Below are 21,827 nucleotides of genomic sequence, written 5' to 3' on the forward strand. Positions count from 1 at the left end.
GTGACCCCCATGACCGAACAGCTGCTGCACCTCACGGAAGAGCCCTTGTGGGAGGCCGCCCGCAGAGCGGGGACGTACGAGATGTCCACCCGGGGCCGCACTCTGCGCGAGGAAGGGTTCATCCACTGCTCGCTGCCCCATCAGCTCCCCGCCGTGGCACGGGCGTTGTACGGATCCGACGACGGCGGCCTCGTGGTGCTGGTCATCGACACCGGCCGGCTCCCGGCGCCCGTCCGTTACGAGGCCGTGGAGCCCGGCGGCGAGAAGTTTCCGCACATCTACGGACCGCTGCCGGCGAGCGCGGTCGTGGAGGTGCGCCGCTGGGCCGAGCCCCTGACGGCGGAGGAGGGTGAGGCGGGATGATCAGCCCTCTCGTAGCGGTGACCGGCGCGACCGGGGCAGTCGGGGGCCGCGTCGCCGCCCGGCTGGCCCGGACCGGCGTCCCCGTGCGTCTCCTCGGCAGGGACCCCTCACGGCTGCCCCGGCTGCCCGGCACGGTCGCCGCGCCCGCCGCGGCGTACGGCGACGGTGAGGCGATGCGCCGCGCGCTCGACGGCGCGCACACCCTGTTCCTCGTCTCGGCGCACGAGAGTCCCGGCCGGGTGCCGGAGCACACCACCGCGGTGGACGCGGCCCTGGCCGCGGGCGTCGAGCGCGTCGTGTACGTGTCGTTCCTCGGAGCGGCACCGGACGCGACGTTCACGTTCGCGCGCGACCACTGGCACACCGAGGCGCACATCCGGATGACCGGTGTGCGCCACACCTTCCTGCGGGACAGCTGGTATCTCGCGGCGATCCCCGCGATGACGGGGGCCGACCGGGTCCTGCGCGGTCCCGGCGGCGAGGGGCGGGTGTCGGCCGTCTCGCACGACGACATCGCGGACTCGGCGTCAGCCGTCCTGCTGGACGAGGGGACCGCCCACGACGGCGCGACGTACGACCTCACGGGCCCCGAGGCGTTCAGCCTGGCGGACGCGGCCGGCGAGCTGAGCCGGCGCACCGGCAGGACCATCCGGTACGTGGCGGAGACCAGGGAGGAGGCCTATGCCTCCCGCGCCCACTACGGAGCCCCCGAGTGGGAAATGGCCGGCTGGGTCACGTCGTACGAGGCGATCGCTGCGGGTGAGCTGGAGACCGTCTCGGACGCCGTCCCCACCCTCACCGGCCGGCCCGCCCAGAGCCTGGCGGCCTATCTCCAGGAGAACCCGGACAGCTTCAGCCACCTCCTGCCGGGCGCCTGACACGGTTCGGCCCCACCGACAACGACCGCACCCGGCCCGCCCCACCCCTGGAGGGGAAGCGGCGGACCGGGTGCGGTCGTTGTCGGCCTCGCGGAAGAGGACCGAAAGTCAGGCCTTCTTGGTCTCCCAGAAGATCTTGTCGATCTGGGCGATCAGGTCCAGAGCCTTCTGGCCCGTGGCCGGGTCGTTCGAACCCTTGGCCGCGGAAAGCGCCTTCAGGGTGTCGTTGACCAGCTGGTGCAGCTCCGGGTACTTCTCGAAGTGCGGGGGCTTGAAGTAGTCGCTCCAGAGCACCGAGACGTGGTGCTTCGCGAGCTCGGCACGCTGTTCCTTGATCAGAACGGCGCGCGTGCGGAAGTCCGCGTCCTCATTGGCCTGGTACTTCTCCTGGACGGCCTTGACGGACTCCGCCTCGATGCGGGCCTGGGCCGGGTCGTACACGCCGCAGGGCAGGTCGCAGTGGGCGCTGACCTTCACCTTGGGGGCAAACAGGCGGGAAAGCATGGAGCTGTCCTTCCTCGTGATCGTCTTCTCAGGTGGGACATTACTCCGTAGGGAGCCTGTTTTTGCGGCTGCCCCCTAGGGCTTAGGCCAAAAGTCCGGGGTGAGGATGAGACCGGCGGCCGAAACGGAGCGGTGCGCGCTGCCGTGTACTGGAGGATGGACCGGGAGGTGCCACAGATGCCGGAACCGGCACAGGAACCATGGAGCGGGCGGGCGGCGCGTAAGCCGTTCCAGGTGGTGGAGGTGACGGGGCCGTCGATGGTGCCCACGCTCTACCACGGCGACCGGCTGCTCGTGCAGCGCGGTGCGCCGGTGCGCCCGGGGGACGTGGTGATCCTGCGGCACCCGCTGCAGCAGGACCTGCTGGTCGTCAAGCGGGCCACCGAGCGACGCGGCAGCGGCTGGTGGGTGCTGGGCGACAACTCGTACGCGGGCGGGGACAGCACGGACTACGGGGCGGTGCCCGAAGAGCTCGTACTGGCCCGCGTCCGGGCCCGCTACCGGCCGCTGAGGAAGGATCAGCGGTCGGTGTTCGGGCTGCTGGGCTGGGCGCTCTCCGCGGTGCGGCGGGTCTCGCCCGAGCGGTCCGCCTCCAGCCGCTTGCGGGCCCGGTAGGCCGCCACGTTGGCGCGGGTCGCGCAGCGGTCGGAGCAGTAGCGCCGGGAGCGGTTGGTCGAGGTGTCGAGGTAGGCGTTGCGGCACGGAGCCGCCTCGCAGAGGCCGAGCCGGTCCACGCCGTGTGTGGTGAGGTGGAACGCGAGGCCCATCGCGGCGATGGCGGCGAAGCCGGCCGTCGCGTTCGACGGGTGATCGGCCAGGTGCATGTGCCAGTGCGGCTTGCCGTCCTCGTCACGGGTGTCGTGGCCGGAGATCTGCGGGTTGACCGGGAACTCCAGCAGCAATGAGTTGAGCAGATCGACCGCGAGCGTCTCGTCGCCGCCGTCGGCCGCCTCGAACACCGCGCGCAGCCGGGCCCGCACGGAGCGGAAGCGCGTCACATCGGCGTCCGTGGCGCGCCGGGCGGCCTGGGCGCTGGGGCCGAACAGCTCGCGGATGCAGTCGACGGTGGTGAGGGAGTCCTTGTTGCGGGCCGGCTCCTCGGTGTTGACCAGACGCACGGCGTAATCCGAGTAATAGGCCAGTTCCACTTGTAGTCCTTACGGCGTCGGTCTATGGTCACTGTGTCGACCAGTGTAATGGTCGAGGGTGAACACTGAGTATTACGCGGAGGATGGGATGACGGAGACGGCTACGGGCGCCGACTGGCAGTCCTGGCAGGCGAGCTGGGACCGGCAGCAGGAGTGGTACATGCCGGACCGCGAGGAGCGGTTCCGGGTGATGCTGGACATGGTCGAGGCCGTCGTGGGGCCCGAACCGAGAGTGCTCGACCTGGCATGCGGTACGGGCAGTATCACGGACCGGCTCCTCAAGCGGTTCCCCGAGGCCACCAGCACCGGTGTCGACCTCGACCCCGCATTGCTCGCCATCGCGCGCGGCACCTTCGAGGGGGACGACCGGGTCACCTTCGTGACCGCCGACCTGAAGGACGCCGCCTGGACCGAGCGGCTTCCGCACACGTCGTACGACGCCGTGCTCACCGCCACCGCCCTGCACTGGCTGCACAGCGAGCCCCTCGCCGCCCTGTACGGGCAGATCGGCGGACTGGTCAGGGAAGGCGGGGTCTTCATGAACGCCGACCACATGATCGACACCGACACCCCCCGCATCAACGCCGCCGAACGCGCCCACCGGCACGCTGCCATGGACCGTGCCAAGGCCGAGGGAGCCGTGGACTGGCGCGAGTGGTGGGCCCTGATGGCGAAGGACCCGGTCCTCGCGGGGCCCACCGCCGAGCGGTTCGAGATCTACGGCGACCACGCCGACGGCGACATGCCTTCCGTCCACTGGCACGCCCGCACCCTCCGGGAGTCCGGCTTCGGCGAAGCACGCGCGGTCTGGGCCTCCCCGTCGGACAGCCTGGTCCTCGCGGTGAAGTAGGGCGTGCACGGCCGGCCAGGACGGCGGAGAGGGCGGTACGGACCAGGTCCGTACCGCCCTCCGCGCACTGCGTGACGGGTTACAGCACCTTCGACAGGAAGGACTTCGTCCGGTCGTGCTGCGGGTTCGTCAGGACGTCGCGCGGGTGGCCGGACTCGACCACGACGCCGTCGTCCATGAAGACCAGCGCATCGCCGACCTCGCGGGCGAATCCCATCTCGTGCGTGACGACGATCATCGTCATGCCTTCCTCGGCCAGGCCGCGCATGACGTCCAGCACGTCGCCGACCAGCTCGGGGTCGAGCGCCGACGTCGGCTCGTCGAAGAGCATCAGCTTCGGTTCCATGGCCAGGGCGCGGGCGATGGCCACCCGCTGCTGCTGTCCGCCGGAGAGCTGGGACGGGTAGTTCTTCGCCTTGTCGGACAGCCCGACCCGGTCCAGCAGCCGCTCCGCACGGGCGCGGGCGACGGCCTTGGCCTCGCCCTTGACCTGGATCGGCGCCTCCATGACGTTCTCGATGGCCGTCATGTGAGGGAACAGGTTGAAGCGCTGGAAGACCATGCCGATGTCCCGGCGCTTCAGAGCGACTTCGCTGTCCTTGAGTTCGTAGAGCTTGTCGCCCTTCTGGCGGTAGCCGACCAGGTCGCCGTCTACGTACAGCCGCCCGGCGTTGATCTGCTCCAGGTGGTTGATGCACCGCAGGAACGTCGACTTGCCGGAGCCGGAGGGGCCGATCAGGCAGAAGACCTCACGCGGGGCGACCTCCAGGTCGATGCCCTTGAGGATGTGCGCGGGGCCGAAGGACTTGTGTACGCCTTCGGCCTTCACCATGGCGCTCATGCGGCGCCTCCCTTCGGGCGACCCAGCGAGAGCATGTTGGCCCTGATCCTCTGGAACGGGGTGTCCGGCAGGCTGCGGCTGGAGCCGCGCGCGTAGTACCGCTCCAGGTAGTACTGGCCGATGCTGAGCATCGAGGTGAGGATCATGTACCAGGCCGCGGCCAGGAACAGCATCTCCACGGTGGCACCGGAGGTCTGCGAGACGTTCTGGGTCGAACGCAGCAGTTCGGTGTACTGGACGGCGACCGCCAGGGACGAGGTCTTCAGCATGTTGATGACCTCGTTGCCCGTGGGCGGGACGATGACGCGCATCGCCTGAGGTACGACGATCCGGCGCAGCGTCTTCCCGTGGCTCATGCCCAGGGCGTGCGCCGCCTCCGTCTGGCCCTCGTCGACCGACTGGAGGCCGGCCCGGCAGATCTCCGCCATGTACGCGGCCTCGTTGAGCCCGAGACCGAGCAGCGCGCAGAGGAACGGCGTCATGAAGGACGACCACTCGTCCTTGTAGATCGGCCCGAGGTTGATGTACTCGAAGACGATGCCGAGGTTGAACCAGACCAGCAGCTGTACGTAGACCGGGGTCCCGCGGAAGAACCAGATGTAGCCCCAGGCTATGGACGTCGTGACCGGGTTCTTGGAGAGCCGCATCACGGCGAGCACGATGCCCAGCACGACACCTATGATCATCGAGAGGACCGTGATGATGACGGTGTTCTTGACCCCTTCGAGGATCTGGTCGTCGAAGAAGTAGTCCGGGATCGCGTCCCAGTTGATGTCGCCCTGGGCGAACGCGTAGACGAGCGAGGCCAGCAGGCCGAGCGCGACGACCGCGGATATGTACCGGCCGTAGTGACGTACCGGGATGGCCTTGATCGCCTCCGGCCCCGCCGACGGGGTGGGCGGGGTGTCCGCCGGGTCCGCCTTCTTGATGTCAGTCACAGATGTTGCCTTTCAGCGCCGGTCTCCGGTCAGGACCCGCCGTTGATCTTCGCCTCGGTGACCGCGCCGGCCTGGACGCCCCACTTGTCGATGATCTTCCCGTACTCGCCGTTCTTGATGACCGCGTTCAGGGCCGCCTCGACGGCCTTGGTGAGCTCGTCGTTGCCCTTGGCCACGGCGATGCCGTACGGGGCCGCCTCGACCTGCTCGCCGACCAGCTGGAAGTCCTTGCCGCCGCCCGAGGTCTTCACCGCGTACGCGGCGACCGGGAAGTCGGAGGAGCCCGCGTCGGCGCCGCCGCCGCGCAGCCGGGTCTGGGCCTCCAGGTCGTTGTCGAACGCCTGGACGGCGATCTTGCCCTTGCTGCCGCACTTGGCGCTCTCGGCCTTGGCGAGGTCGTGGGAGACCGTGCCCCGCTGCACGACCAGCTTCTTGCCGCAGAGGTCCGACCAGGTGCTGATGCCCTTGTCGTCGCCCTTCTTGGTGTAGATCGAGACACCGGCGGTGAAGTAGTCGATGAAGTCGACGCCCTCGCCGACCTTCTTCTTCGTCTCGGAGTCGACGCCTTCCTGGCGGTCCTTCGTGTCGGTCATGGCCGACATCGCGAGGTCGTAGCGCTTCGAGCGCAGGCCCGTGAGCAGCGTGTCGAAGGTGCCGTTCTCGAAGACGAACTTCACGCCGAGCTGCTTGCCGAGGGCGTCCCCGAGGTCGGGGTCGATGCCGACCGTCTTGCCGGACTCGTCCTTGAACTCGACCGGCGGGTAGGCGATGTCGGATCCGACCTTGATCTCGCCCTTGTCCTTGACGGACTGGGGGAGGAGGTCGGCGAGCGGCGCCTCCTCGGTGGCGGTCGCCCCCGACTCCTTCTTGCTCGCGCTGTCGGTCTGGTCGCCACAGGCGGTCAGCAGCAGGGTGCCGGCGACCGCGACTGCGCAGACCGCGGCAATCCGGGACTTCGCGGCCGTACGGCAGAGGGTGCTTGCGGTCATGATCGGAATCCTCCGGCAGTGAGGGAATGCTGGTGGGGGTGGGTACGCACGCACCTTCGAGTGCCGCCACCTCGTGTGATTAGGGCATCTTGCCATTCGGACTCACCCAATCAGGGGGCCGGTCATGTCAAAATCGGGTAACGGGCGACCCCCGAACCTCAACGGGCCGATACGGCAAGGCCGGACCATCTGCTGGAAAGTGCGTGCCCCTCCGGAGAATCTCCGGTGCGTCTCGACCTACGGACGGCCTTTGTGGGCCTTAGTGGACTTGTCCAGATATTCGGCTATGAGTCATGTCACCGAGTCGATACCGACTCGTAAGAGGCCCGGTCCGTCCGGTAAGAAAGACCTTTACACCCCTCATCCGGGGCTCAGGGCGCGTGTGCGGCGCGCCCGCGCGTATGTGTCTCCCCTGCCGGAGCGGTCCAACCGCTCAGTGCCGGGAACGTACGCGGTGCCCGCCCACCCCTCCTCAACCAGGAGTGGCCACCCTCAACTGATGAAGACTTAAGGGGTCAACACAATGGCAGCGGAGATCGTCAATCCTCGCAGCGACAGCAAGACACACGGCGCGGCCGGTGCGGCAGGGCTCAGCAGTGCGGACGAGCCCTTCGACCCGGCCTTCGCCCTCCACCGCGGCGGGAAGATGGCCGTGCAGGCCACCGTCCCGATCCGCGACAAGGACGACCTGTCCCTCGCGTACACGCCCGGCGTCGCGAAGGTGTGCAGCGCCATCGCCGAGAATCCCGAGCTCGTCCACGACTACACGTGGAAGTCGCAGGTCGTGGCCGTGGTGACGGACGGCACGGCCGTCCTCGGCCTGGGGGACATCGGTCCCGAGGCCTCCCTCCCGGTGATGGAGGGCAAAGCGATTCTCTTCAAGCAGTTCGGCGGGGTCGACGCGGTGCCGATCGCGCTCGCCACGACCGACGCGGACGAGATCGTCGACACCGTCGTGCGCCTCGCGCCCTCCTTCGGCGGCGTGAACCTGGAGGACATCTCGGCGCCCCGGTGCTTCGAGATCGAGCGCAAGCTCCAGGAGCGTCTCGACATCCCGGTCTTCCACGACGACCAGCACGGCACCGCCGTGGTGACCCTCGCGGCTCTGCGCAACGCGGCGAAGCTGTCCGGCCGGACGCTCGGTGATCTGCGCGCCGTCATCTCCGGCGCCGGCGCGGCGGGTGTCGCCATCGCGAAGTTCCTGCTGGAGGCGGGCATCGGCGATGTCGCCGTGGCCGACCGCAAGGGCATCGTCAGCGCCGACCGCGAGGACCTCACCGACGTCAAGCGCGAGCTGGCGGAGCTCACGAACCGCGCCGGCATCACCGGCTCCCTGGAGACGGCGCTGGCCGGCGCCGACGTCTTCATCGGGGTCTCCGGCGGTACGATCCCCGAGCCGGCCGTGGCCTCGATGGCGCCCGGCGCGTTCGTGTTCGCCATGGCCAACCCGAACCCCGAGGTCCACCCCGACGTCGCGCACAAGTACGCGGCCGTGGTGGCCACCGGGCGGTCGGACTACCCGAACCAGATCAACAACGTGCTGGCGTTCCCCGGGATCTTCGCGGGCGCGCTGCAGGTGCGTGCCTCCCGGATCACCGAGGGCATGAAGATCGCCGCGGCGAACGCCCTGGCGGATGTGGTCGGTGACGAGCTGGCCGCCGACTACGTGATTCCGTCGCCGTTCGACGAGCGGGTCGCTCCCGCCGTCACCACCGCGGTGGCTGCGGCCGCCCGCGCGGAAGGTGTCGCGCGGCGCTGACGCCGTACGGGGTGGGGTGCGGGGTCCGCGGGGCGGGGCCTGTGCCCCGCCCCGCCCCTTCCCGGAACCGGGGCTCCGCCCCGGACCACGGCCCTCGAACGCAGGGCGGGCCGGGTTTCGCCCAGGCTCGCCTGCGGCGCGGCGCGTGTCACACTCTCGGACGGTTACGTCACGACGCGTCACGGCCTATCGTCATGGCCATGTTCGCCGCCTACGCCGCACGCATCGACCGTGACCAGCCGCTCGACGGCCTTGAGCTGGGCGAACGCCCCTCACCCGAGAGCCGCCCCGGCTGGACCACCGTCCAGGTCAGAGCCGCATCGCTCAACCATCACGACCTCTGGTCCCTGCGAGGTGTGGGCCTCGCCGAGGACAAGCTGCCCATGATCCTCGGCTGCGACGCCGCCGGCATCGACCAGGACGGCAACGAGGTCGTCCTGCACTCCGTCATCGGCCAGACGGGCCACGGCGTCGGCCCGGACGAACCGCGCTCCATCCTCACCGAGCGCTACCAGGGCACGTTCGCCGAGCAGGTCACCGTGCCCAGCTGGAACGTGCTGCCCAAGCCCAAGGAGCTCACCTTCGAGCAGGCCGCCTGCCTGCCGACCGCCTGGCTGACGGCGTACCGGATGCTGTTCACGAACGCCGGCGTACGGCCCGGGGACTCCGTCCTCGTGCAGGGGGCGGGCGGCGGTGTGGCCACCGCCGCGATCGTGCTCGGCAAGGCCGCCGGGCTCCGGATGTTCGCCACCAGCCGTGACGAGGCCAAGCGCAAGCGGGCTGTCGAACTGGGAGCCGTCGAGGCCTACATGCCCGGCGCCCGGCTGCCGAAGCGTGTCGACGCCGTCATCGAGACCGTCGGAGCGGCGACCTGGTCCCACTCGGTCAAGTCGCTGCGGCCCGGCGGCACCCTGGTCATCTCGGGCGCCACCAGCGGCGACCGGCCCTCGCACGCGGAGCTGACCCGGATCTTCTTCCTGGAACTCAAGATCGTCGGCTCCACGATGGGCTCCAAGGACGAGCTGGAGGACCTGTTGTCGTTCTGCGCGGCCACCGGTGTACGGCCCGTGATCGACGAGACCCTGCCGCTGGACCGGGCCCGCGAAGGCTTCGAGCGGCTCGCCGCCGGAGACCTGTTCGGGAAGATCGTGCTCACCGCGTCGTGAGGCGGCAGGTCACGGAACTGTCGACGCCCGAAGGGCTGTTGCTGCGGCCCTGGCGACCCGAGGACGCCCCGGCGGTACTCCGCGCCTTCGTGCCCGAGGAGATGGCGCGACAGGCTGGCCGGCCCGTCACGGACGCCGCCGAGGCGCTGGAATGGATCGACGCCCGTGAGAGCGAGCGGTCGGCGGGCAGCGCGTACACATGGGCCGTCGTCCGCGACGGAGTCGCGCTCGGCTCGGTGGCCGTGGCGGCGGTGAACCACGTCCACGACACCGGCTGGGTCTCGTACTGGACCGTCGAAACAGCTCGGGGGAGGGGCGTCGCGCTTGCGGGCGTACGGGCGCTGGCCCGCTGGGCCTTCGGTGAACTGGGCCTCCACCGGCTTGAGCTCGGGCACAGGACGAACAATCCCGCCTCCTGCGCCGTCGCCCTGCGGGCCGGCTTCGTCCCGGAGGGCATCGACCGGCAGAAGCTCCGCTACGGGGACGTCCGGTACGACGTCGAGCGTCACGCCCGCCTCGCCACCGACGATGTCAATGAAGGTTGACAAGGCCCTGGTGTCAACGTAGGTTGACGCCATGACCGAAGCAACGGATCTCGCCGCGCGTGCCGGCGACCATGACCCCCGCGTCGGGCTGCGGGCGGTGGCGGCGCTGCGAAGGCTGCTCGAACAACTCGAAGCCGTCCAGGTGAGAAGCGCCCGCGTCCAGGGCTGGTCGTGGCAGGAGATCGCTGCCGAGCTGGGTGTCAGCAGGCAGGCCGTGCACAAGAAGTACGGGAGGCATTGATGTTCGAGCGATTCACCGTGGGAGCCCGGGCCACCGTGACCGGCGCGGTGACCCACGCCGAGCAGGCCGGAGCGGACTCCGTCACCGAGGAGCACCTCCTGCTCTCCTTGCTGGACCAGGAGGGCAGCCGGGCGTCCTTCGCCGTCACCGCCCTCGGACTCACCGACCGGCGCGCCTCGGTGGAGGCGGCGCTCGGCGAGGCCCGCCGTCGCGGAGGGCTCACCAAGGCCGACACCGAGGCGCTCGCCGGTATCGGTATCGATGTCACCGAGATCGTGGCCCGGGTCGAGGGCGCCCACGGCGAGGGGGTCCTGGCGGGCGATCACCGGAACCGCCGATGGTGGTCCGGACGCCGGCCCTTCACGAGCGGCGCCAAGGGCATCCTGGAGAAGTCCCTGCGTGTCGCCCTCGGGCGACGTGACCGCTTCATCGGGGAGGAGCACCTGCTGCTGGCCCTGACAGCCTGCCCGGGCGTCGTCGCCGATGTGCTCGCCGACCATGGGGCCACCTACGCGACAGTGGAGCGCGCGCTGTACGGCGACGGCGGGCAGGGCCGGGCCCGGGCGGGCTGACCGGGCGGCACGGCCCGGCCGGGGCATCCTCAGGCCGGGCCGTGCGCGGGGTCAGGGCGTGCCGGGGGCGCCCTTCTCCTCGCCGGCAGAGGACCGCAGCAGGGAGCCGATGCGTGTCGCGGCCGAGGCCAGATGACCGCGTGCCTCCGACAGCTGGACCTCGGTGACGCCGTGGTCCCGGGCCGCGTCACGGATGTCGTCGCGGAACCGGTCCAGCAGGCGGTCCAGGTCACGGGCCGGGTCACCGGTGGTGGTCGCGTCGGCGGCCCACTCGACGTCCGGCTCCTCGGTTGCCGGACGGCTGTACACCGGCCAGGCGCCGGTCCTGGCGAAATTGCCCAGCTGACCGGTGATCTCGGCCAGTCCGTCCCGCACCCCCGCGGGCCAGTCGCCCCGCGCGAAGTGCTCCTGGACCTGGCGCGCGGCGTTCTGCATCTGCTCCCGCGCCTTCTCGTGCGCCTCCTGGGCCTGGCGACGGGCCTGGTCCGCGTCCTCACGGGCCTTGCGGGACTCGTCCTTCGCCCTGCGGGCCTGTTCCTTCCACTCCTGCTTGGCCTTGCTCAGCTCCTCCTTCGCCGTGCGCCACGCCTCCTTGTCCCCGAAACCGGGGTCCCAGCCGCTCTTGCCACCGCCGGAGGTGTGGCGGGACTCGGAAGCCGCCGCGCGCATCTCGCTGCGGAGCTGGCCTGCCGCTCCCCGCACGTCGTCACGGATCTCGGCAGCCAGTTCGGAGACGGACTCGCGGATCTCCAGCTCCAGATCGGCCAGTTCGCCGCCGCGGCCGGCCAGCTCGGCCCGCCCGGCGTCGGTGATGGAGTAGACCTTGCGGCCGCCCTCGGTGGCGTGGGTGACCAGGCCCTCGGCCTCCAGCTTGGCCAGCCGCGGATACACGGTGCCCGCCGACGGGGCGTACAGCCCCTGGAAGCGCTCCTCCAGGAGCCGGATCACCTCGTAACCATGGCGGGGGGCCTCGTCCAGCAACTTGAGGAGGTACAGGCGCAGACGGCCGTGGGCGAATACGGGAGGCATGTCAGAGCACCTTTCCGGTCGGCTCGGCGTCCTGCGGGGAGTCCTGGGCGGGTGGACGGCGCAACAGGGCGATCGAACCCGAGACGGTGGTCGCCTTCAGCTTCCCCGTGCCCGCGCCCAGCGTGCCGGTGATCTTCTTCGCACCCCACTGGCCACCCACGCGCAGGTCCTCGAAGGCGTTGGAGACGGTCCCGCTGGCGGTGTTCGCCTCGACCTTCGCGTCCGCCGGGTGCGGAAGCCGGATGGCGATCTCGCCGGACACCGAGGTCAGTCTGATGTCCGTCGGCTTCGGGGAGGTGTCGAGATCGAGCACCATGTGGCCGGTGACGGTCTCCGCCCGGACCGAGGTGCCGGCGCCCTCGACGATCGTCAGATCGCCCGACACGGACTGGAAGCGGAGGTCTCCGGTGACGGTCTGGGCCTCCAGGCTGCCGGACACCGTCTCGGCCCGGACGACCCCGGAGAGACCCACCAGGGTGCTGTCCCCCGAGATGCCGCGCAGCTCCGTGCGGCCCTGGATACCCGAGACGACCGCCTCGGCTCCGATGACACCGACCTCCACCGTCGCACCGGCCGGCACGGCGAGCGAGATCGCGGCGCTGCGGCGCGGGCCCCTGCGGTCGAGCCAGGTCAGAATGCCCTGCCACGGCAGGTCCTCGTAGGTGACGGTGAGGGTCCCGCCCTCCAGGGTCACGACCAGTGGGGGTCCGTCGATCTCGGAGACCTCCAGCCGGGCGGTCGGCTCGTCGGTGCCGACGACATTGATCATGCCGTCGACGATGCGCACGTTGAGTGCTGTCACGGGGTCCTCGAAGGTGAGCTTCTCGGGCTCGGCGACGGTCCACGTCGACTCAGGCATGGATCTGACCTCCCACTGGGTGGTGCGACGCAACATATCGCGTCTTCTTGAGAACACGATATATCGCGGATCGGAGAAGTCAAGAGACAGCCGGAACGGGTGCTGGTGGGAGAGTGAGAGGAGGCTGTAAATGGTTCATACGCGGGCAATTTGACCTAGCGTGTGGGGCATGACCGCGACATCCGTGGGCGCCCTGCTTCTGTGCCGCGCCGACCCCGAGACCGTACGGCCCGTGGCCCATCTCCTGCGGGAACGCCTGCTGCTCGTGCCCGCCGGGGACGGCTGGAGCGTGCTCGTCCCCGAAGGGAAGCCCTGGCGGAAGGACACCCAGGGAGGCGCACCGGCCGACGGGCCCACGGCGGCCGACGCAGGCACCGAGCCCGTCGACCGCGTCGTCGGTGGCTGGGCCACCGCCCTCGCCGTGGGCTCCACCTGGCCGGTGCTGGCCCTGTGGTGGGACGACGACCGCTCCGGCTACACCCTCGCCTCGGGATTCCGCCGCCCGGTCGGCTACACCTGGCTCGCCGACGGCACCCCGGCCGCCGAGGAGGAAGCCATGCGTACGTCCGCACTCCGGCTGGGCCTCGACCCCGTCACGGACGTCCAGGCGCTGGAAGCCCTCACCCGCGAGGACCCGGGGACCGACGCCGATGCCCGGCTCCGCGGACTGCTCGCCGTACTCGCCCGGGCCGGGGTCCGCCTGCCGCCCGGTCTCACGCCCGGCGAGCCCGCCGACCGGCTGCGTTCGGTCGCCGGGATCCTCCCGGAGGCGGAACAGATCGAATGGGCCGGCTGGCGCGACGCCGTGCGCCTGGAACTCGACGCCGTCGAGAGCGGCAGCCTCGGCCCCTGGGTGCTCGGCCCGCGGGCACGCGCCGTGGCGGCGGGACAGGTCGCCGCCGGTCTGCCGCTGACCGTGTGGGGCGCCCGCCGGCGCAGCGGCGGCTGGATCGCCGCGGGCCTCGTCCTTCTCGTACAGGGCCTTCTGGGGCTCGCGTACAACCGCTTCAGGAGTGCGGGCGGCGTGAGCCCCGGACGGTGACTACTCGTCCTCGTCCTCGTCGTCCAGCCGGGCCAGCCAGGTCGCGAGGCGCTCGACGGGGACCTCGAAGTCGGGGTTGAGGTCGACGAACGTACGGAGCTGCTCGGCGAGCCACTCGAAGGTGACCTCCTCCTCGCCGCGCCGCTTCTCCAGTTCCTCGATGCCACGGTCCGTGAAGTACATACGACCAGAATAACGAGGCCGGACAGCCCGAGGGCCCGGCCCCGCGAGATGCGCGCGGGACCGGGCCCTTCGATGGCGTACAGCCGCTGATCAGGCCTCGAAGACCTCGGCGACCAGCTGTGCCTGCTCGGCCTGGTGGCGCTTGGCCGAGCCGACCGCCGGGGACGAGCCGTGCGGACGCGAGATGCGGCGCAGGCGCTCACCGTGCGGGACGTCGGCGCCGACGGCCAGGTCCAGGTGGTCGATCAGGTTGAGCGCGATGAACGGCCACGCGCCCTGGTTCGCCGGCTCCTCCTGGGCCCAGAGGTACTTCTCGGCGTTCGGGTACTTGGCGATCTCGGCCTGGATCTCCGCACCCGGCAGCGGGTACAGGCGCTCCAGCCGGATGATCGCCGTCTCCGTGTCACCGCGCTTCTCGCGCTCGGCGTCCAGGTCGTAGTAGAGCTTGCCGGAGACGAAGACGACCTTGCGGACCGCTTCGGCCTTGACCGACTCGTCACCGATGACCGGACGGAAGCCGCCGGTGGTGAACTCCTCCACCGTCGACGCGGCCGCCTTCAGACGGAGCATCGACTTCGGGGTGAAGACGATCAGCGGCTTGTGGTGCGGGTTGTGCACCTGCCACCGCAGGAGGTGGAAGTAGTTCGACGGCAGCGTGGGCATCGCGACCGTCATGTTGTCCTGCGCGCACATCTGCAGGAAACGCTCCGGGCGGGCGGACGAGTGGTCCGGGCCCTGGCCCTCGTAACCGTGCGGGAGCAGCAGGGTGACGCCGGACGTCTGGCCCCACTTCTGCTCGGCCGAGGAGATGAACTCGTCCACGACGGTCTGCGCGCCGTTGACGAAGTCACCGAACTGGGCCTCCCAGATGACCAGGGACTCCGGTCGGGCCAGAGAGTAGCCGTACTCGAAGCCCATCGCCGCGTACTCGCTGAGCAGCGAGTCGTAGACGTTGTAACGGGCCTGGTCGTCGGAGAGGTAGAGCAGCGGGGTGTAGTCCTCGCCGGTCTTCTGGTCGACGAGGACGGCATGGCGCTGGCCGAACGTGCCGCGGCGGGTGTCCTGGCCTGCGAGCCGGACCGGGGTGCCCTCCATGAGCAGCGAGCCGATGGCCAGGGTCTCGCCCATGCCCCAGTCGATCGTGCCGTTCTCCACGGATGCCGCACGGCGCTGCATCTGCGGCAGGAGGCGCGGGTGCACGGTGATCCCGTCGGGGATGTTCACCTGCGACTCGGCGACCAGCTTCACGACCTCCGAGGACACCGCGGTGGTCACGGCGACCGGGAACTCGGCCTGCACGTCCGGGACGTGGGGCTGGGACGGCGCCGAGGTGGCTTCGCGGACCTCCGCGAAGACCTTCTCGAGCTGGCCCTGGAAGTCCTGGAGAGCCTGCTCGGCCTCTTCCAGCGTGATGTCACCGCGACCGATGAGGGACTCGGTGTAGAGCTTGCGCACCGAGCGCTTCTTGTCGATCAGGGTGTACATCTGCGGGTTGGTGAACTCCGGGTTGTCGCCCTCGTTGTGACCGCGGCGGCGGTAGCAGATGAGGTCGATGACGACGTCCTTGTTGAACGTCTGCCGGTACTCGAAGGCGAGGCGCGCGACACGCACCACGGCCTCCGGGTCGTCACCGTTGACGTGGATGATCGGCGCCTCGATCATGCGCGCCACGTCCGTGGCGTACATCGAGGAGCGCGAGGACTCCGGGGCGGCGGTGAAGCCGACCTGGTTGTTGATCACCACGTGCACGGTGCCGCCGGTGCGGTAACCGCGCAGCTGCGACATGTTGAGCGTCTCGGCGACGACGCCCTGGCCCGCGAAGGCCGCGTCGCCGTGGAGCGCGACGGGCAGGACCGTGAAGTCCGTGCCGCCCTTGTTGATGATGTCCTGCTTGGCGCGGGCGATGCCCTCGAGGACCGGGTCGACGGCCTCCAGGTGCGAGGGGTTGGCGGCCAGCGAGACCTTGATCTGCTCGCCGTCCAGACCGGTGAAGGTGCCCTCGGCGCCCAGGTGGTACTTGACGTCACCGGAGCCGTGCATCGACCGCGGGTCGAGGTTGCCCTCGAACTCCCGGAAGATCTGCGCGTACGACTTGCCGACGATGTTCGCCAGGACGTTCAGCCGGCCGCGGTGGGCCATGCCGATGACGACCTCGTCGAGGCGCGCCTCGGCGGCGGAGTCGATGACCGCGTCGAGGAGCGGGATGACGGACTCGCCGCCCTCCAGCGAGAACCGCTTCTGGCCGACGTACTTGGTCTGCAGGAACGTCTCGAACGCCTCGGCGGCGTTGAGACGGCGCAGGATCCGCAGCTGCTCCTCGCGCTCCGGAGCCGGGCGCGGACGCTCCACCCGGTCCTGGAGCCACTTGCGCTCCTTCGGCTCCTGGATGTGCATGAACTCGATGCCGGTGGTGCGGCAGTACGACTCACGCAGGACGCCGAGGATGTCGCGGAGCTTCATCATCGTCTTGCCGGCGAAACCGCCGACCGCGAAGTCCCGCTCAAGGTCCCACAGGGTGAGGCCGTGCTCGGTGATGTCCAGGTCGGGGTGCTTACGCTGGCGGTACTCCAGCGGGTCGGTGTCGGCCATCACGTGACCGCGGACCCGGTAGGAGTGGATCAGCTCGAAGACCCGCGCGGCCTTGGTGACGTCGTCGTCGTGCGAGGCGTCGATGTCCTTGAGCCAGCGGACCGGCTCGTAGGGGATGCGCAGCGCCTTGAAGATCTCGTCGTAGAAGTCGTTCTCGCCGAGCAGCAGCTGGGACAGGACGCGGAGGAACTCGCCGGACGCGGCGCCCTGGATGACCCGGTGGTCGTACGTCGAGGTCAGGGTCATGACCTTCGAGATGCCCAGCTTGTTCAGGGTGTCCTGCGAGGTGCCCTGGAACTCCGCCGGGTAGTCCATCGCGCCGACGCCCATGATGAGGCCCTGTCCGGGCATCAGGCGGGGCACCGAGTGGACCGTGCCGATGCCGCCGGGGTTCGTCAGCGAGGCGGTGACCCCGGAGAAGTCGTCCATGCCGAGCTTGCCGACGCGGGCCCTGCGGACGATGTCCTCGTAGGCCTGCCAGAACTCGAAGAAGTTGAGCGTCTCGGCCTTCTTGATGGCCGCGACGACCAGCTGGCGGTCGCCGTTCGGCTTCACCAGGTCGATGGCCAGGCCGAGGTTGACGTGCTCGGGCTTGACCAGGGTCGGCTTGCCGTCCTTCACCGCGAAGGAGTAGTTCATCGACGGCATGGCCTTGAGGGCCTGCACCATCGCGTACCCGATGAGGTGCGTGAAGGAGATCTTCCCGCCCCGGGCGCGCTTCAGGTGGTTGTTGATGACGATGCGGTTGTCGAAGAGCAGCTTCACCGGCACGGCGCGGACCGACGTGGCCGTCGGCAGCTCCAGGGAGGCGTTCATGTTCTTCGCGACGGCGGCCGACGGGCCGCGCAGCGTCACGTACTCCGGGCCGGCGGGGGCCTCGGCGGGGGCATCCGTCTTCGCAGGTGCCGGGGCCGCCTTCGCGGGCGCTGCCTTCGCGGGAGCGGCGGGAGCGGCCGGTGCCTTCGCCGGGGCCGCCGGAGCGGCGGCCGCGGGCTTGGCCGGCGCGGCCGGAGCCGGCGGCGCGGCCTGTGCCGGAGCGGTGTTGTTCACGGTGCTCGCGGCCGGGGCCGGGGTCACCGCTCCCGCAGGTGCGGGGACAGGCTTGTCCGCCGTGCCGGTCGTACCCGGCTTGTAGTCGGCGAAGAAGTCCCACCAGGCGCGGTCGACCGAATTCGGGTCCTGGAGGTACTGCTGGTAGATCTCGTCGACGAGCCACTCATTGGGGCCGAAAGCTGCCGCCGGGTTGGACCCGGAGCCTGCTTCTTGATCGGTCGAGATGCTCGAGTTACTGGGGGACTGAGACGACACGGCGGCAACCGCCCTCTTCCGCTTCACAAGGTGATGGACAGCGGAAATCAAGGCTACGCCTCCCGAGCCGTTACGTGCAGGCCGGGCCGGTCTTCGTCGTGCACATCACATCTGAAGGCGGGTTTCGGCGCATGAAATGGCGGGAAACAAGCAGGGTTCCGCTGCCCTTCGGGTACGCGAGGCCTGCGCTCAGGCCCCCTGGACCGTATCTCTTTCCCGGACGGCAGGGAGAACGGGGCCCTCCGCTTCGAACACGTGGTCAACCGTGCGCCTGGGCGTTCCCCGGAAGGGTGACCTGGATTCGGCAGCCACGGGCGGATTCGGCCACGCCGATGCGGCCGCCGTGCAGATCCACCGCCCAGCGGGCGATCGCCAGCCCGAGCCCCGTACCGCCGTCGGAGCCCGGCCCGTGCGGGGAGGGCGCCTGGCCGCGGTTGAAGCGTTCGAAGACCCGGTGGCGCTCCGCCTCCGGGATGCCGGGCCCCTCGTCGACGACCTCCAGCTCCAGCGACTCGGGGTGTTCCCCGCGCCGCGCCAGCACGGTGACCCGCCCGTGCGGCGGGCTGTGCTTGACGGCGTTGTCGATGAGGTTGGCGACCACCTGGTGCAGGCGTTCCGCGTCCGCGTACGCCGTCAGCTCGGGCGGCGACACGTCGAGGTGCAGATGGACGTCCGTGCGGGAGTGGTTGCCCGAGCCCGAGGAGAGCCGGCGCTGCGAAGCGGCGAGATTGGCTTCCTTCAGCACGCCCGACAGATACGGCCAGACCTCGAAGCGGCGCGCCTTGATCGCCACCACGCCGTTGTCCAGCCGGGAGAGGTCCAGCAGGGTCTCCACCAGCCTGCCCAGGCGTTCGGTCTGTTTCAGCGCCGTACGCATCGTCTCGGGATCGGCGGCGGACACCCCGTCCACCACGTTCTCCAGGACGGCTCTGAGTGCCGCGATCGGTGTGCGCAGCTCATGGGAGACGTTCGCCACCAGCTCCTTGCGGTGCCGGTCCTCCGCCTCCAGATCGTCCGCCATACGGTTGATCGTCTGCGCCAGGTCGCCGAGCTCGTCACGCCGCCCGGCGCCGCTCACCCGTCTCGTGTAGTCGCCGTGCGAGATCGACCGGGCGACGGCGCGCATCTCGTCCAGCGGCGCGGTCAGACCGTGCGCCACGAACTGGGTGATCAGCAGAGTGGCGATCACCGAGAAGACCGTGATGAACCGGAATTCGGTCCTGGTCCGCAGGGCGACGATCAGCAGTCCGGTCGTGATGAACACGGAGACCACCACGAGCGTGCCCAGCTTGGCCTTGATCGAGAAGGGCCGCAGTCCCGAGCCGGGCGGCGTCATGGCGCTGGTGTCTCCAGGGCGTAGCCGACGCCGTGCACGGTACGGATCCGCTCGGCGCCGATCTTCCGGCGCAGAGCCTTGATGTGGCTGTCGACCGTACGGGTCCCGGAGGCGTCCGCCCAGTCCCAGACCTCGGCCAGCAGCTGCTCCCGGGACAGCACCGCGCGCGGTGTGTTGGCCAGGCAGACCAGCAGGTCGAACTCGGTCGGAGTGAGGTGGACGTCGTCGGCGCGCACCCTGACGCGGCGCTGCGCGTGGTCGATCTCCAGCTCGCCGAGGCGCAGGATGCCGCTGCGCGGCGTCACCGCGGCCAGCGCGGCACGCTCGACCCGGCGCAGCAGGACGTGGACCCGCGCCGCCAGCTCCCGCATCGAAAACGGCTTGGTCATGTAGTCGTCGGCGCCGACCCCGAGCCCGACCAGCATGTCGGTCTCGTCGTCGCGCGCGGTCAGCATCAGCACCGGTACGGGGCGCTGAGCCTGCACACGACGGCAGACCTCCAGGCCGTCGAAGCCGGGAAGCATGATGTCGAGCACCATCAGGTCGGGCTGCCATGCCTCGGCCGCGTCCACGGCTGCGGGCCCGTCCAGTGCGGTCTGCACCAGGAAGCCCTCGGCCCGCAGCCGGGCGGAAATGGCGTCGACGATTGTTGCGTCGTCCTCTACCACCAGCACCCGGCGCTGAGCCCCGGGGGTGGCCGCGACGCCGTTGTGGGTGGTGTGTGTCTGTTCCATCGCCCCGCCCCTGCCCGTTCTCGCGGAGGCCATTCCCCCGGAGGCACGGTTATCGCTTGTGGATTTCGTCGGTGATCCCTTGTGCCGGTCAGCAGCGTAAAGGCACAAGGTGCCTCTCGGCTACGCAGGGTGTTGTCCGTCGTGAAGGTGTTACCCACGGGAAAGGAGACGGATCGGCGGACTTGCGCCTCTGATCCGCGGGTGGGGCGGGGCCATGGGTACCGGGTGGGGGTTCAGTCGTCCCGGAGTGCGAGATGGACCACGTCCGGCACACCTCGGGCAACGGCTACTTCTTCGGTCCTTACCGCGTGGAATCCGGCATTCCGCAAGGCTTCGCCGAACTCGCCGGATGGCTGTGCGGACCAGACGGCGAGGACTCCACCGGGCGTCAGACGAGCGCGGCAGGACGCGAGACCAACGGGCGAATAGAGGTTTCCGTTGTCCTGGGTGACGGTCCAGTCGGGGCCGTTGTCGATGTCCAGGCACAGTGCGTCGTAACGCTCCGTGGTCGTGCGGAGATGGGCCACAAGGTCCGTACGGAGGATCTCGGTGCGCGGATCGGAGAGCGCCGCCCCGGAGATCCTGCCGAGCGGTCCGTCGCAGTGCCAGTCCACGATGGCCTGTTCCCGCTCGACGACCACGATCCGGCCCCAGCGCGGCTCGGCGGAGGCCCGCACCAGCGAGAAGCCGACGCCGAGTCCGCCGATCAGCACCGAGGGGCCCGGCCGGCCGGGCGGCAGCGCGGAGAGCGCCGCGTCGATCAGCAGCCGCTCGGAACGCCCGTCGGAGGTGTCCATCAGGAAGCATCCGTTGGCGATGATCTCGAAGTTGTCGCCGTGCTCGCGCAGGACGACCTCGCCGAACGGCCCTTCGCGCCGGTCGAGGACGACGGGGCGGTGGGTGTCTGGGGCGTGCATGGTGCGGTCTCCGGTCTCCGGTCGGCGGCGGTTGGTTCTCCGGGCGTCCATCTTTCCTCGTCGCGGGCCCTGCGGACCAGCGGATTCGCCCGGCCTCACCCTTCGTGGCGCGGTGCCTTCGTCCCGTGCGCCGCGGTGTACTCGGCGGCCAGCCAGGGGCCCAGGTCCTCGATGAGCATCGCCAGGACGGCCGGATCGGGCGAGGGGGTGCGTGCCGTGACGGCGGCCGTGCGGACCTGCGCGGCGCGTTCCGGGGCGTCCGGGCGGAAGCGCGCGAACACTCCGGCGGACCGCCGCAGGTCGCTCGTCCAGCCGCCCCAGACCGGCATGACCAGCGTGAACGCGGACCGGACGAGGCGGCGGGCGACGCGCCGGCTCAGTCTGAGGCGCGCCTCGTCGGCGGCGGCTTCGGCGGCCTGGGCGCGCCACCGGGGGAGCACGAGCGCCAGATCGCCGTTGGTCTCACGGGCGAGCAGCGAGGTCGGCCGGTAGCGCGGCAGGCGCGCGGCCAGATCCTCGCCCAGCAGCGGGGTGCAGAGGCAGGCGACGAAGAAGCCGAAGTCATGGCGCTCCGCTTCGCTGAGCACGGCACCGACGGGGGAGAGGAGCAGGCCGACCCCGTCGATCACGGGGAAGGCGGCGTCCAGGGCGGCGGCGGTCTCCTCGGCTGCCGCCCGGTCCGCGTCGGTGGGTTCGTCGCGCAGGACCACCTGCAGGTCCAGGTCGGACACGCCGGGAATGGCCGTGCCCCTCGGGATGCTGCCGTAGAGGTAGGCGCTGTGCAGCCGCGAGGGGCCGAACGCCTCGGGGACGCGCACGCGGACCGCCTCGACCACCGGGGCGAACGGTGCGGCCACGAGGCCGATGGACCCCTCGCGACGGATCGTCCCGTCCGTCGCGAGCCCCTTGTCCTCTTCGTGCATGCCTGGATCCTCGCAGGTGGGAAGCGGGGGACAGGAGTGATCGCTGAGAGCGAACAGGCCCCCGGGAACATTCGCAGACTCACAAGCATTGAGCCCACATAGCTCAACTTGCC

General features: G+C 70.1%; 23 protein-coding genes. 10 read left to right on the forward strand and 13 right to left on the reverse strand.

Going from position 1 to position 21,827, the window contains the following annotated elements; all coding sequences use genetic code 11:
- The first annotated feature begins 9 nt into the window (after nt 1-9).
- The gene (locus ACIQM3_RS05015) at nt 10-363 is read left to right on the forward strand and encodes a DUF952 domain-containing protein (protein WP_401618868.1); all 354 of its coding nucleotides are present in this window, start codon (nt 10-12) and stop codon (nt 361-363) included.
- Entirely contained in the window at nt 360-1,241 is an 882-nt protein-coding gene (locus ACIQM3_RS05020) for an SDR family oxidoreductase (RefSeq protein WP_401618871.1), read from the forward strand. The genes ACIQM3_RS05015 and ACIQM3_RS05020 overlap by 4 nt, the downstream gene beginning before the upstream one ends.
- Before the next feature lie 108 nt (nt 1,242-1,349).
- Here ACIQM3_RS05020 and sodN read toward each other — a convergent pair whose 3' ends face one another.
- A complete protein-coding gene (sodN, locus tag ACIQM3_RS05025) occupies nt 1,350-1,745 on the reverse strand; it encodes a superoxide dismutase, Ni (RefSeq protein ID WP_033298259.1) in 396 nt (131 codons plus the stop codon).
- Between the two features lie 177 nt (nt 1,746-1,922).
- On the opposite strand from sodN, the gene sodX reads away from it, so the two are divergent.
- Nucleotides 1,923-2,360, forward strand: coding sequence for a nickel-type superoxide dismutase maturation protease (sodX, locus tag ACIQM3_RS05030; RefSeq protein WP_401618874.1), 438 nt, complete (start codon nt 1,923-1,925; stop codon nt 2,358-2,360).
- On the opposite strand, the gene ACIQM3_RS05035 is transcribed toward sodX, so the two are convergent.
- Complete coding sequence (locus ACIQM3_RS05035) at nt 2,264-2,893, reverse strand: CGNR zinc finger domain-containing protein (protein ID WP_401618877.1); 630 nt, start codon at nt 2,891-2,893, stop codon at nt 2,264-2,266. The genes sodX and ACIQM3_RS05035 overlap by 97 nt on opposite strands.
- 88 nt (nt 2,894-2,981) lie before the next feature.
- Between ACIQM3_RS05035 and ACIQM3_RS05040 the strand changes: the two genes are divergently transcribed.
- The gene (locus tag ACIQM3_RS05040; RefSeq protein ID WP_401618880.1) at nt 2,982-3,743 is read left to right on the forward strand and encodes a class I SAM-dependent methyltransferase; all 762 of its coding nucleotides are present in this window, start codon (nt 2,982-2,984) and stop codon (nt 3,741-3,743) included.
- A gap of 79 nt (nt 3,744-3,822) precedes the next feature.
- Here the strand turns inward: ACIQM3_RS05040 and ACIQM3_RS05045 are convergent, their stop codons facing one another.
- From ACIQM3_RS05045 to ACIQM3_RS05055, 3 genes are read right to left on the reverse strand one after another with little or no spacing between them, the layout of a single operon-like run.
- A complete protein-coding gene (locus ACIQM3_RS05045) occupies nt 3,823-4,584 on the reverse strand; it encodes an amino acid ABC transporter ATP-binding protein (protein WP_401618882.1) in 762 nt (253 codons plus the stop codon).
- Nucleotides 4,581-5,522, reverse strand: coding sequence for an amino acid ABC transporter permease (locus ACIQM3_RS05050; protein WP_401618885.1), 942 nt, complete (start codon nt 5,520-5,522; stop codon nt 4,581-4,583). Before ACIQM3_RS05050 ends, ACIQM3_RS05045 begins: the two co-directional genes overlap by 4 nt.
- A gap of 29 nt (nt 5,523-5,551) precedes the next feature.
- Complete coding sequence (locus tag ACIQM3_RS05055; RefSeq protein WP_401618888.1) at nt 5,552-6,511, reverse strand: ABC transporter substrate-binding protein; 960 nt, start codon at nt 6,509-6,511, stop codon at nt 5,552-5,554.
- Nucleotides 6,512-7,034: 523 nt separating this feature from the next.
- Between ACIQM3_RS05055 and ACIQM3_RS05060 the strand changes: the two genes are divergently transcribed.
- The 5 genes from ACIQM3_RS05060 (at nt 7,035) to ACIQM3_RS05080 (ending at nt 10,794) form a co-directional block, all read left to right on the forward strand.
- Nucleotides 7,035-8,270, forward strand: coding sequence for an NADP-dependent malic enzyme (locus ACIQM3_RS05060; RefSeq protein WP_401618890.1), 1,236 nt, complete (start codon nt 7,035-7,037; stop codon nt 8,268-8,270).
- A gap of 200 nt (nt 8,271-8,470) precedes the next feature.
- Nucleotides 8,471-9,436, forward strand: coding sequence for a zinc-binding dehydrogenase (locus ACIQM3_RS05065; protein WP_401618893.1), 966 nt, complete (start codon nt 8,471-8,473; stop codon nt 9,434-9,436).
- A complete protein-coding gene (locus tag ACIQM3_RS05070) occupies nt 9,433-9,981 on the forward strand; it encodes a GNAT family N-acetyltransferase (RefSeq protein WP_401618895.1) in 549 nt (182 codons plus the stop codon). Before ACIQM3_RS05065 ends, ACIQM3_RS05070 begins: the two co-directional genes overlap by 4 nt.
- 31 nt (nt 9,982-10,012) lie before the next feature.
- Nucleotides 10,013-10,222 (forward strand): sigma factor-like helix-turn-helix DNA-binding protein, encoded by a 210-nt coding sequence (locus tag ACIQM3_RS05075; protein ID WP_033298277.1) that lies wholly within the window; start codon nt 10,013-10,015, stop codon nt 10,220-10,222.
- Entirely contained in the window at nt 10,222-10,794 is a 573-nt protein-coding gene (locus tag ACIQM3_RS05080) for a Clp protease N-terminal domain-containing protein (protein ID WP_401618898.1), read from the forward strand. The genes ACIQM3_RS05075 and ACIQM3_RS05080 overlap by 1 nt, the downstream gene beginning before the upstream one ends.
- A 51-nt stretch (nt 10,795-10,845) precedes the next feature.
- Here ACIQM3_RS05080 and ACIQM3_RS05085 read toward each other — a convergent pair whose 3' ends face one another.
- The gene (locus ACIQM3_RS05085) at nt 10,846-11,823 is read right to left on the reverse strand and encodes a helix-turn-helix transcriptional regulator (protein ID WP_401618901.1); all 978 of its coding nucleotides are present in this window, start codon (nt 11,821-11,823) and stop codon (nt 10,846-10,848) included.
- A gap of 1 nt (nt 11,824) precedes the next feature.
- Nucleotides 11,825-12,682, reverse strand: a complete 858-nt coding sequence (locus ACIQM3_RS05090; protein ID WP_401618903.1) for a DUF4097 family beta strand repeat-containing protein — start codon at nt 12,680-12,682, stop codon at nt 11,825-11,827.
- A gap of 169 nt (nt 12,683-12,851) precedes the next feature.
- Between ACIQM3_RS05090 and ACIQM3_RS05095 the strand changes: the two genes are divergently transcribed.
- Nucleotides 12,852-13,724: a hypothetical protein gene (locus tag ACIQM3_RS05095; RefSeq protein ID WP_401618906.1), complete on the forward strand. Its 873-nt coding sequence runs from the start codon at nt 12,852-12,854 to the stop codon at nt 13,722-13,724.
- Here the strand turns inward: ACIQM3_RS05095 and ACIQM3_RS05100 are convergent, their stop codons facing one another.
- From ACIQM3_RS05100 to ACIQM3_RS05125, 6 genes are all read right to left on the reverse strand, one after another.
- Entirely contained in the window at nt 13,725-13,907 is a 183-nt protein-coding gene (locus ACIQM3_RS05100; RefSeq protein WP_003961784.1) for a DUF6104 family protein, read from the reverse strand. It lies immediately after the preceding gene.
- A 90-nt stretch (nt 13,908-13,997) separates the two neighbouring features.
- Complete coding sequence (locus ACIQM3_RS05105; protein WP_401618908.1) at nt 13,998-17,804, reverse strand: multifunctional oxoglutarate decarboxylase/oxoglutarate dehydrogenase thiamine pyrophosphate-binding subunit/dihydrolipoyllysine-residue succinyltransferase subunit; 3,807 nt, start codon at nt 17,802-17,804, stop codon at nt 13,998-14,000.
- Between the two features lie 259 nt (nt 17,805-18,063).
- A complete protein-coding gene (locus ACIQM3_RS05110; RefSeq protein WP_401618911.1) occupies nt 18,064-19,140 on the reverse strand; it encodes an ATP-binding protein in 1,077 nt (358 codons plus the stop codon).
- Nucleotides 19,137-19,874: a response regulator transcription factor gene (locus ACIQM3_RS05115; protein WP_014154105.1), complete on the reverse strand. Its 738-nt coding sequence runs from the start codon at nt 19,872-19,874 to the stop codon at nt 19,137-19,139. The genes ACIQM3_RS05110 and ACIQM3_RS05115 overlap by 4 nt, the downstream gene beginning before the upstream one ends.
- A 233-nt stretch (nt 19,875-20,107) precedes the next feature.
- Nucleotides 20,108-20,791, reverse strand: coding sequence for a spermidine synthase (locus tag ACIQM3_RS05120; RefSeq protein WP_401618914.1), 684 nt, complete (start codon nt 20,789-20,791; stop codon nt 20,108-20,110).
- A 95-nt stretch (nt 20,792-20,886) separates the two neighbouring features.
- A complete protein-coding gene (locus tag ACIQM3_RS05125; RefSeq protein ID WP_401618917.1) occupies nt 20,887-21,714 on the reverse strand; it encodes a nucleotidyltransferase domain-containing protein in 828 nt (275 codons plus the stop codon).
- Nucleotides 21,715-21,827 lie beyond the last annotated feature (113 nt).

This window comes from Streptomyces sp. NPDC091271 (assembly GCF_044757505.1).
GTDB lineage: Bacteria > Actinomycetota > Actinomycetes > Streptomycetales > Streptomycetaceae > Streptomyces.

What these genes read in the sequence shown, in the direction of transcription:
- ACIQM3_RS05015 (WP_401618868.1), top strand. Translation starts at nt 10, where the DNA reads ATGACCGAACAGCTGCTGCACCTCACGGAAGAGCCCTTGTGGGAGGCC.
- ACIQM3_RS05020 (WP_401618871.1), top strand. Translation starts at nt 360, where the DNA reads ATGATCAGCCCTCTCGTAGCGGTGACCGGCGCGACCGGGGCAGTCGGG.
- sodN (WP_033298259.1), bottom strand. Translation starts at nt 1,745, where the DNA reads ATGCTTTCCCGCCTGTTTGCCCCCAAGGTGAAGGTCAGCGCCCACTGC.
- sodX (WP_401618874.1), top strand. Translation starts at nt 1,923, where the DNA reads ATGCCGGAACCGGCACAGGAACCATGGAGCGGGCGGGCGGCGCGTAAG.
- ACIQM3_RS05040 (WP_401618880.1), top strand. Translation starts at nt 2,982, where the DNA reads ATGACGGAGACGGCTACGGGCGCCGACTGGCAGTCCTGGCAGGCGAGC.
- ACIQM3_RS05045 (WP_401618882.1), bottom strand. Translation starts at nt 4,584, where the DNA reads ATGAGCGCCATGGTGAAGGCCGAAGGCGTACACAAGTCCTTCGGCCCC.
- ACIQM3_RS05055 (WP_401618888.1), bottom strand. Translation starts at nt 6,511, where the DNA reads ATGACCGCAAGCACCCTCTGCCGTACGGCCGCGAAGTCCCGGATTGCC.
- ACIQM3_RS05060 (WP_401618890.1), top strand. Translation starts at nt 7,035, where the DNA reads ATGGCAGCGGAGATCGTCAATCCTCGCAGCGACAGCAAGACACACGGC.
- ACIQM3_RS05065 (WP_401618893.1), top strand. Translation starts at nt 8,471, where the DNA reads ATGTTCGCCGCCTACGCCGCACGCATCGACCGTGACCAGCCGCTCGAC.
- ACIQM3_RS05075 (WP_033298277.1), top strand. Translation starts at nt 10,013, where the DNA reads ATGACCGAAGCAACGGATCTCGCCGCGCGTGCCGGCGACCATGACCCC.
- ACIQM3_RS05080 (WP_401618898.1), top strand. Translation starts at nt 10,222, where the DNA reads ATGTTCGAGCGATTCACCGTGGGAGCCCGGGCCACCGTGACCGGCGCG.
- ACIQM3_RS05085 (WP_401618901.1), bottom strand. Translation starts at nt 11,823, where the DNA reads ATGCCTCCCGTATTCGCCCACGGCCGTCTGCGCCTGTACCTCCTCAAG.
- ACIQM3_RS05090 (WP_401618903.1), bottom strand. Translation starts at nt 12,682, where the DNA reads ATGCCTGAGTCGACGTGGACCGTCGCCGAGCCCGAGAAGCTCACCTTC.
- ACIQM3_RS05095 (WP_401618906.1), top strand. Translation starts at nt 12,852, where the DNA reads ATGACCGCGACATCCGTGGGCGCCCTGCTTCTGTGCCGCGCCGACCCC.
- ACIQM3_RS05100 (WP_003961784.1), bottom strand. Translation starts at nt 13,907, where the DNA reads ATGTACTTCACGGACCGTGGCATCGAGGAACTGGAGAAGCGGCGCGGC.
- ACIQM3_RS05110 (WP_401618911.1), bottom strand. Translation starts at nt 19,140, where the DNA reads ATGACGCCGCCCGGCTCGGGACTGCGGCCCTTCTCGATCAAGGCCAAG.
- ACIQM3_RS05115 (WP_014154105.1), bottom strand. Translation starts at nt 19,874, where the DNA reads ATGGAACAGACACACACCACCCACAACGGCGTCGCGGCCACCCCCGGG.
- ACIQM3_RS05120 (WP_401618914.1), bottom strand. Translation starts at nt 20,791, where the DNA reads ATGCACGCCCCAGACACCCACCGCCCCGTCGTCCTCGACCGGCGCGAA.
- ACIQM3_RS05125 (WP_401618917.1), bottom strand. Translation starts at nt 21,714, where the DNA reads ATGCACGAAGAGGACAAGGGGCTCGCGACGGACGGGACGATCCGTCGC.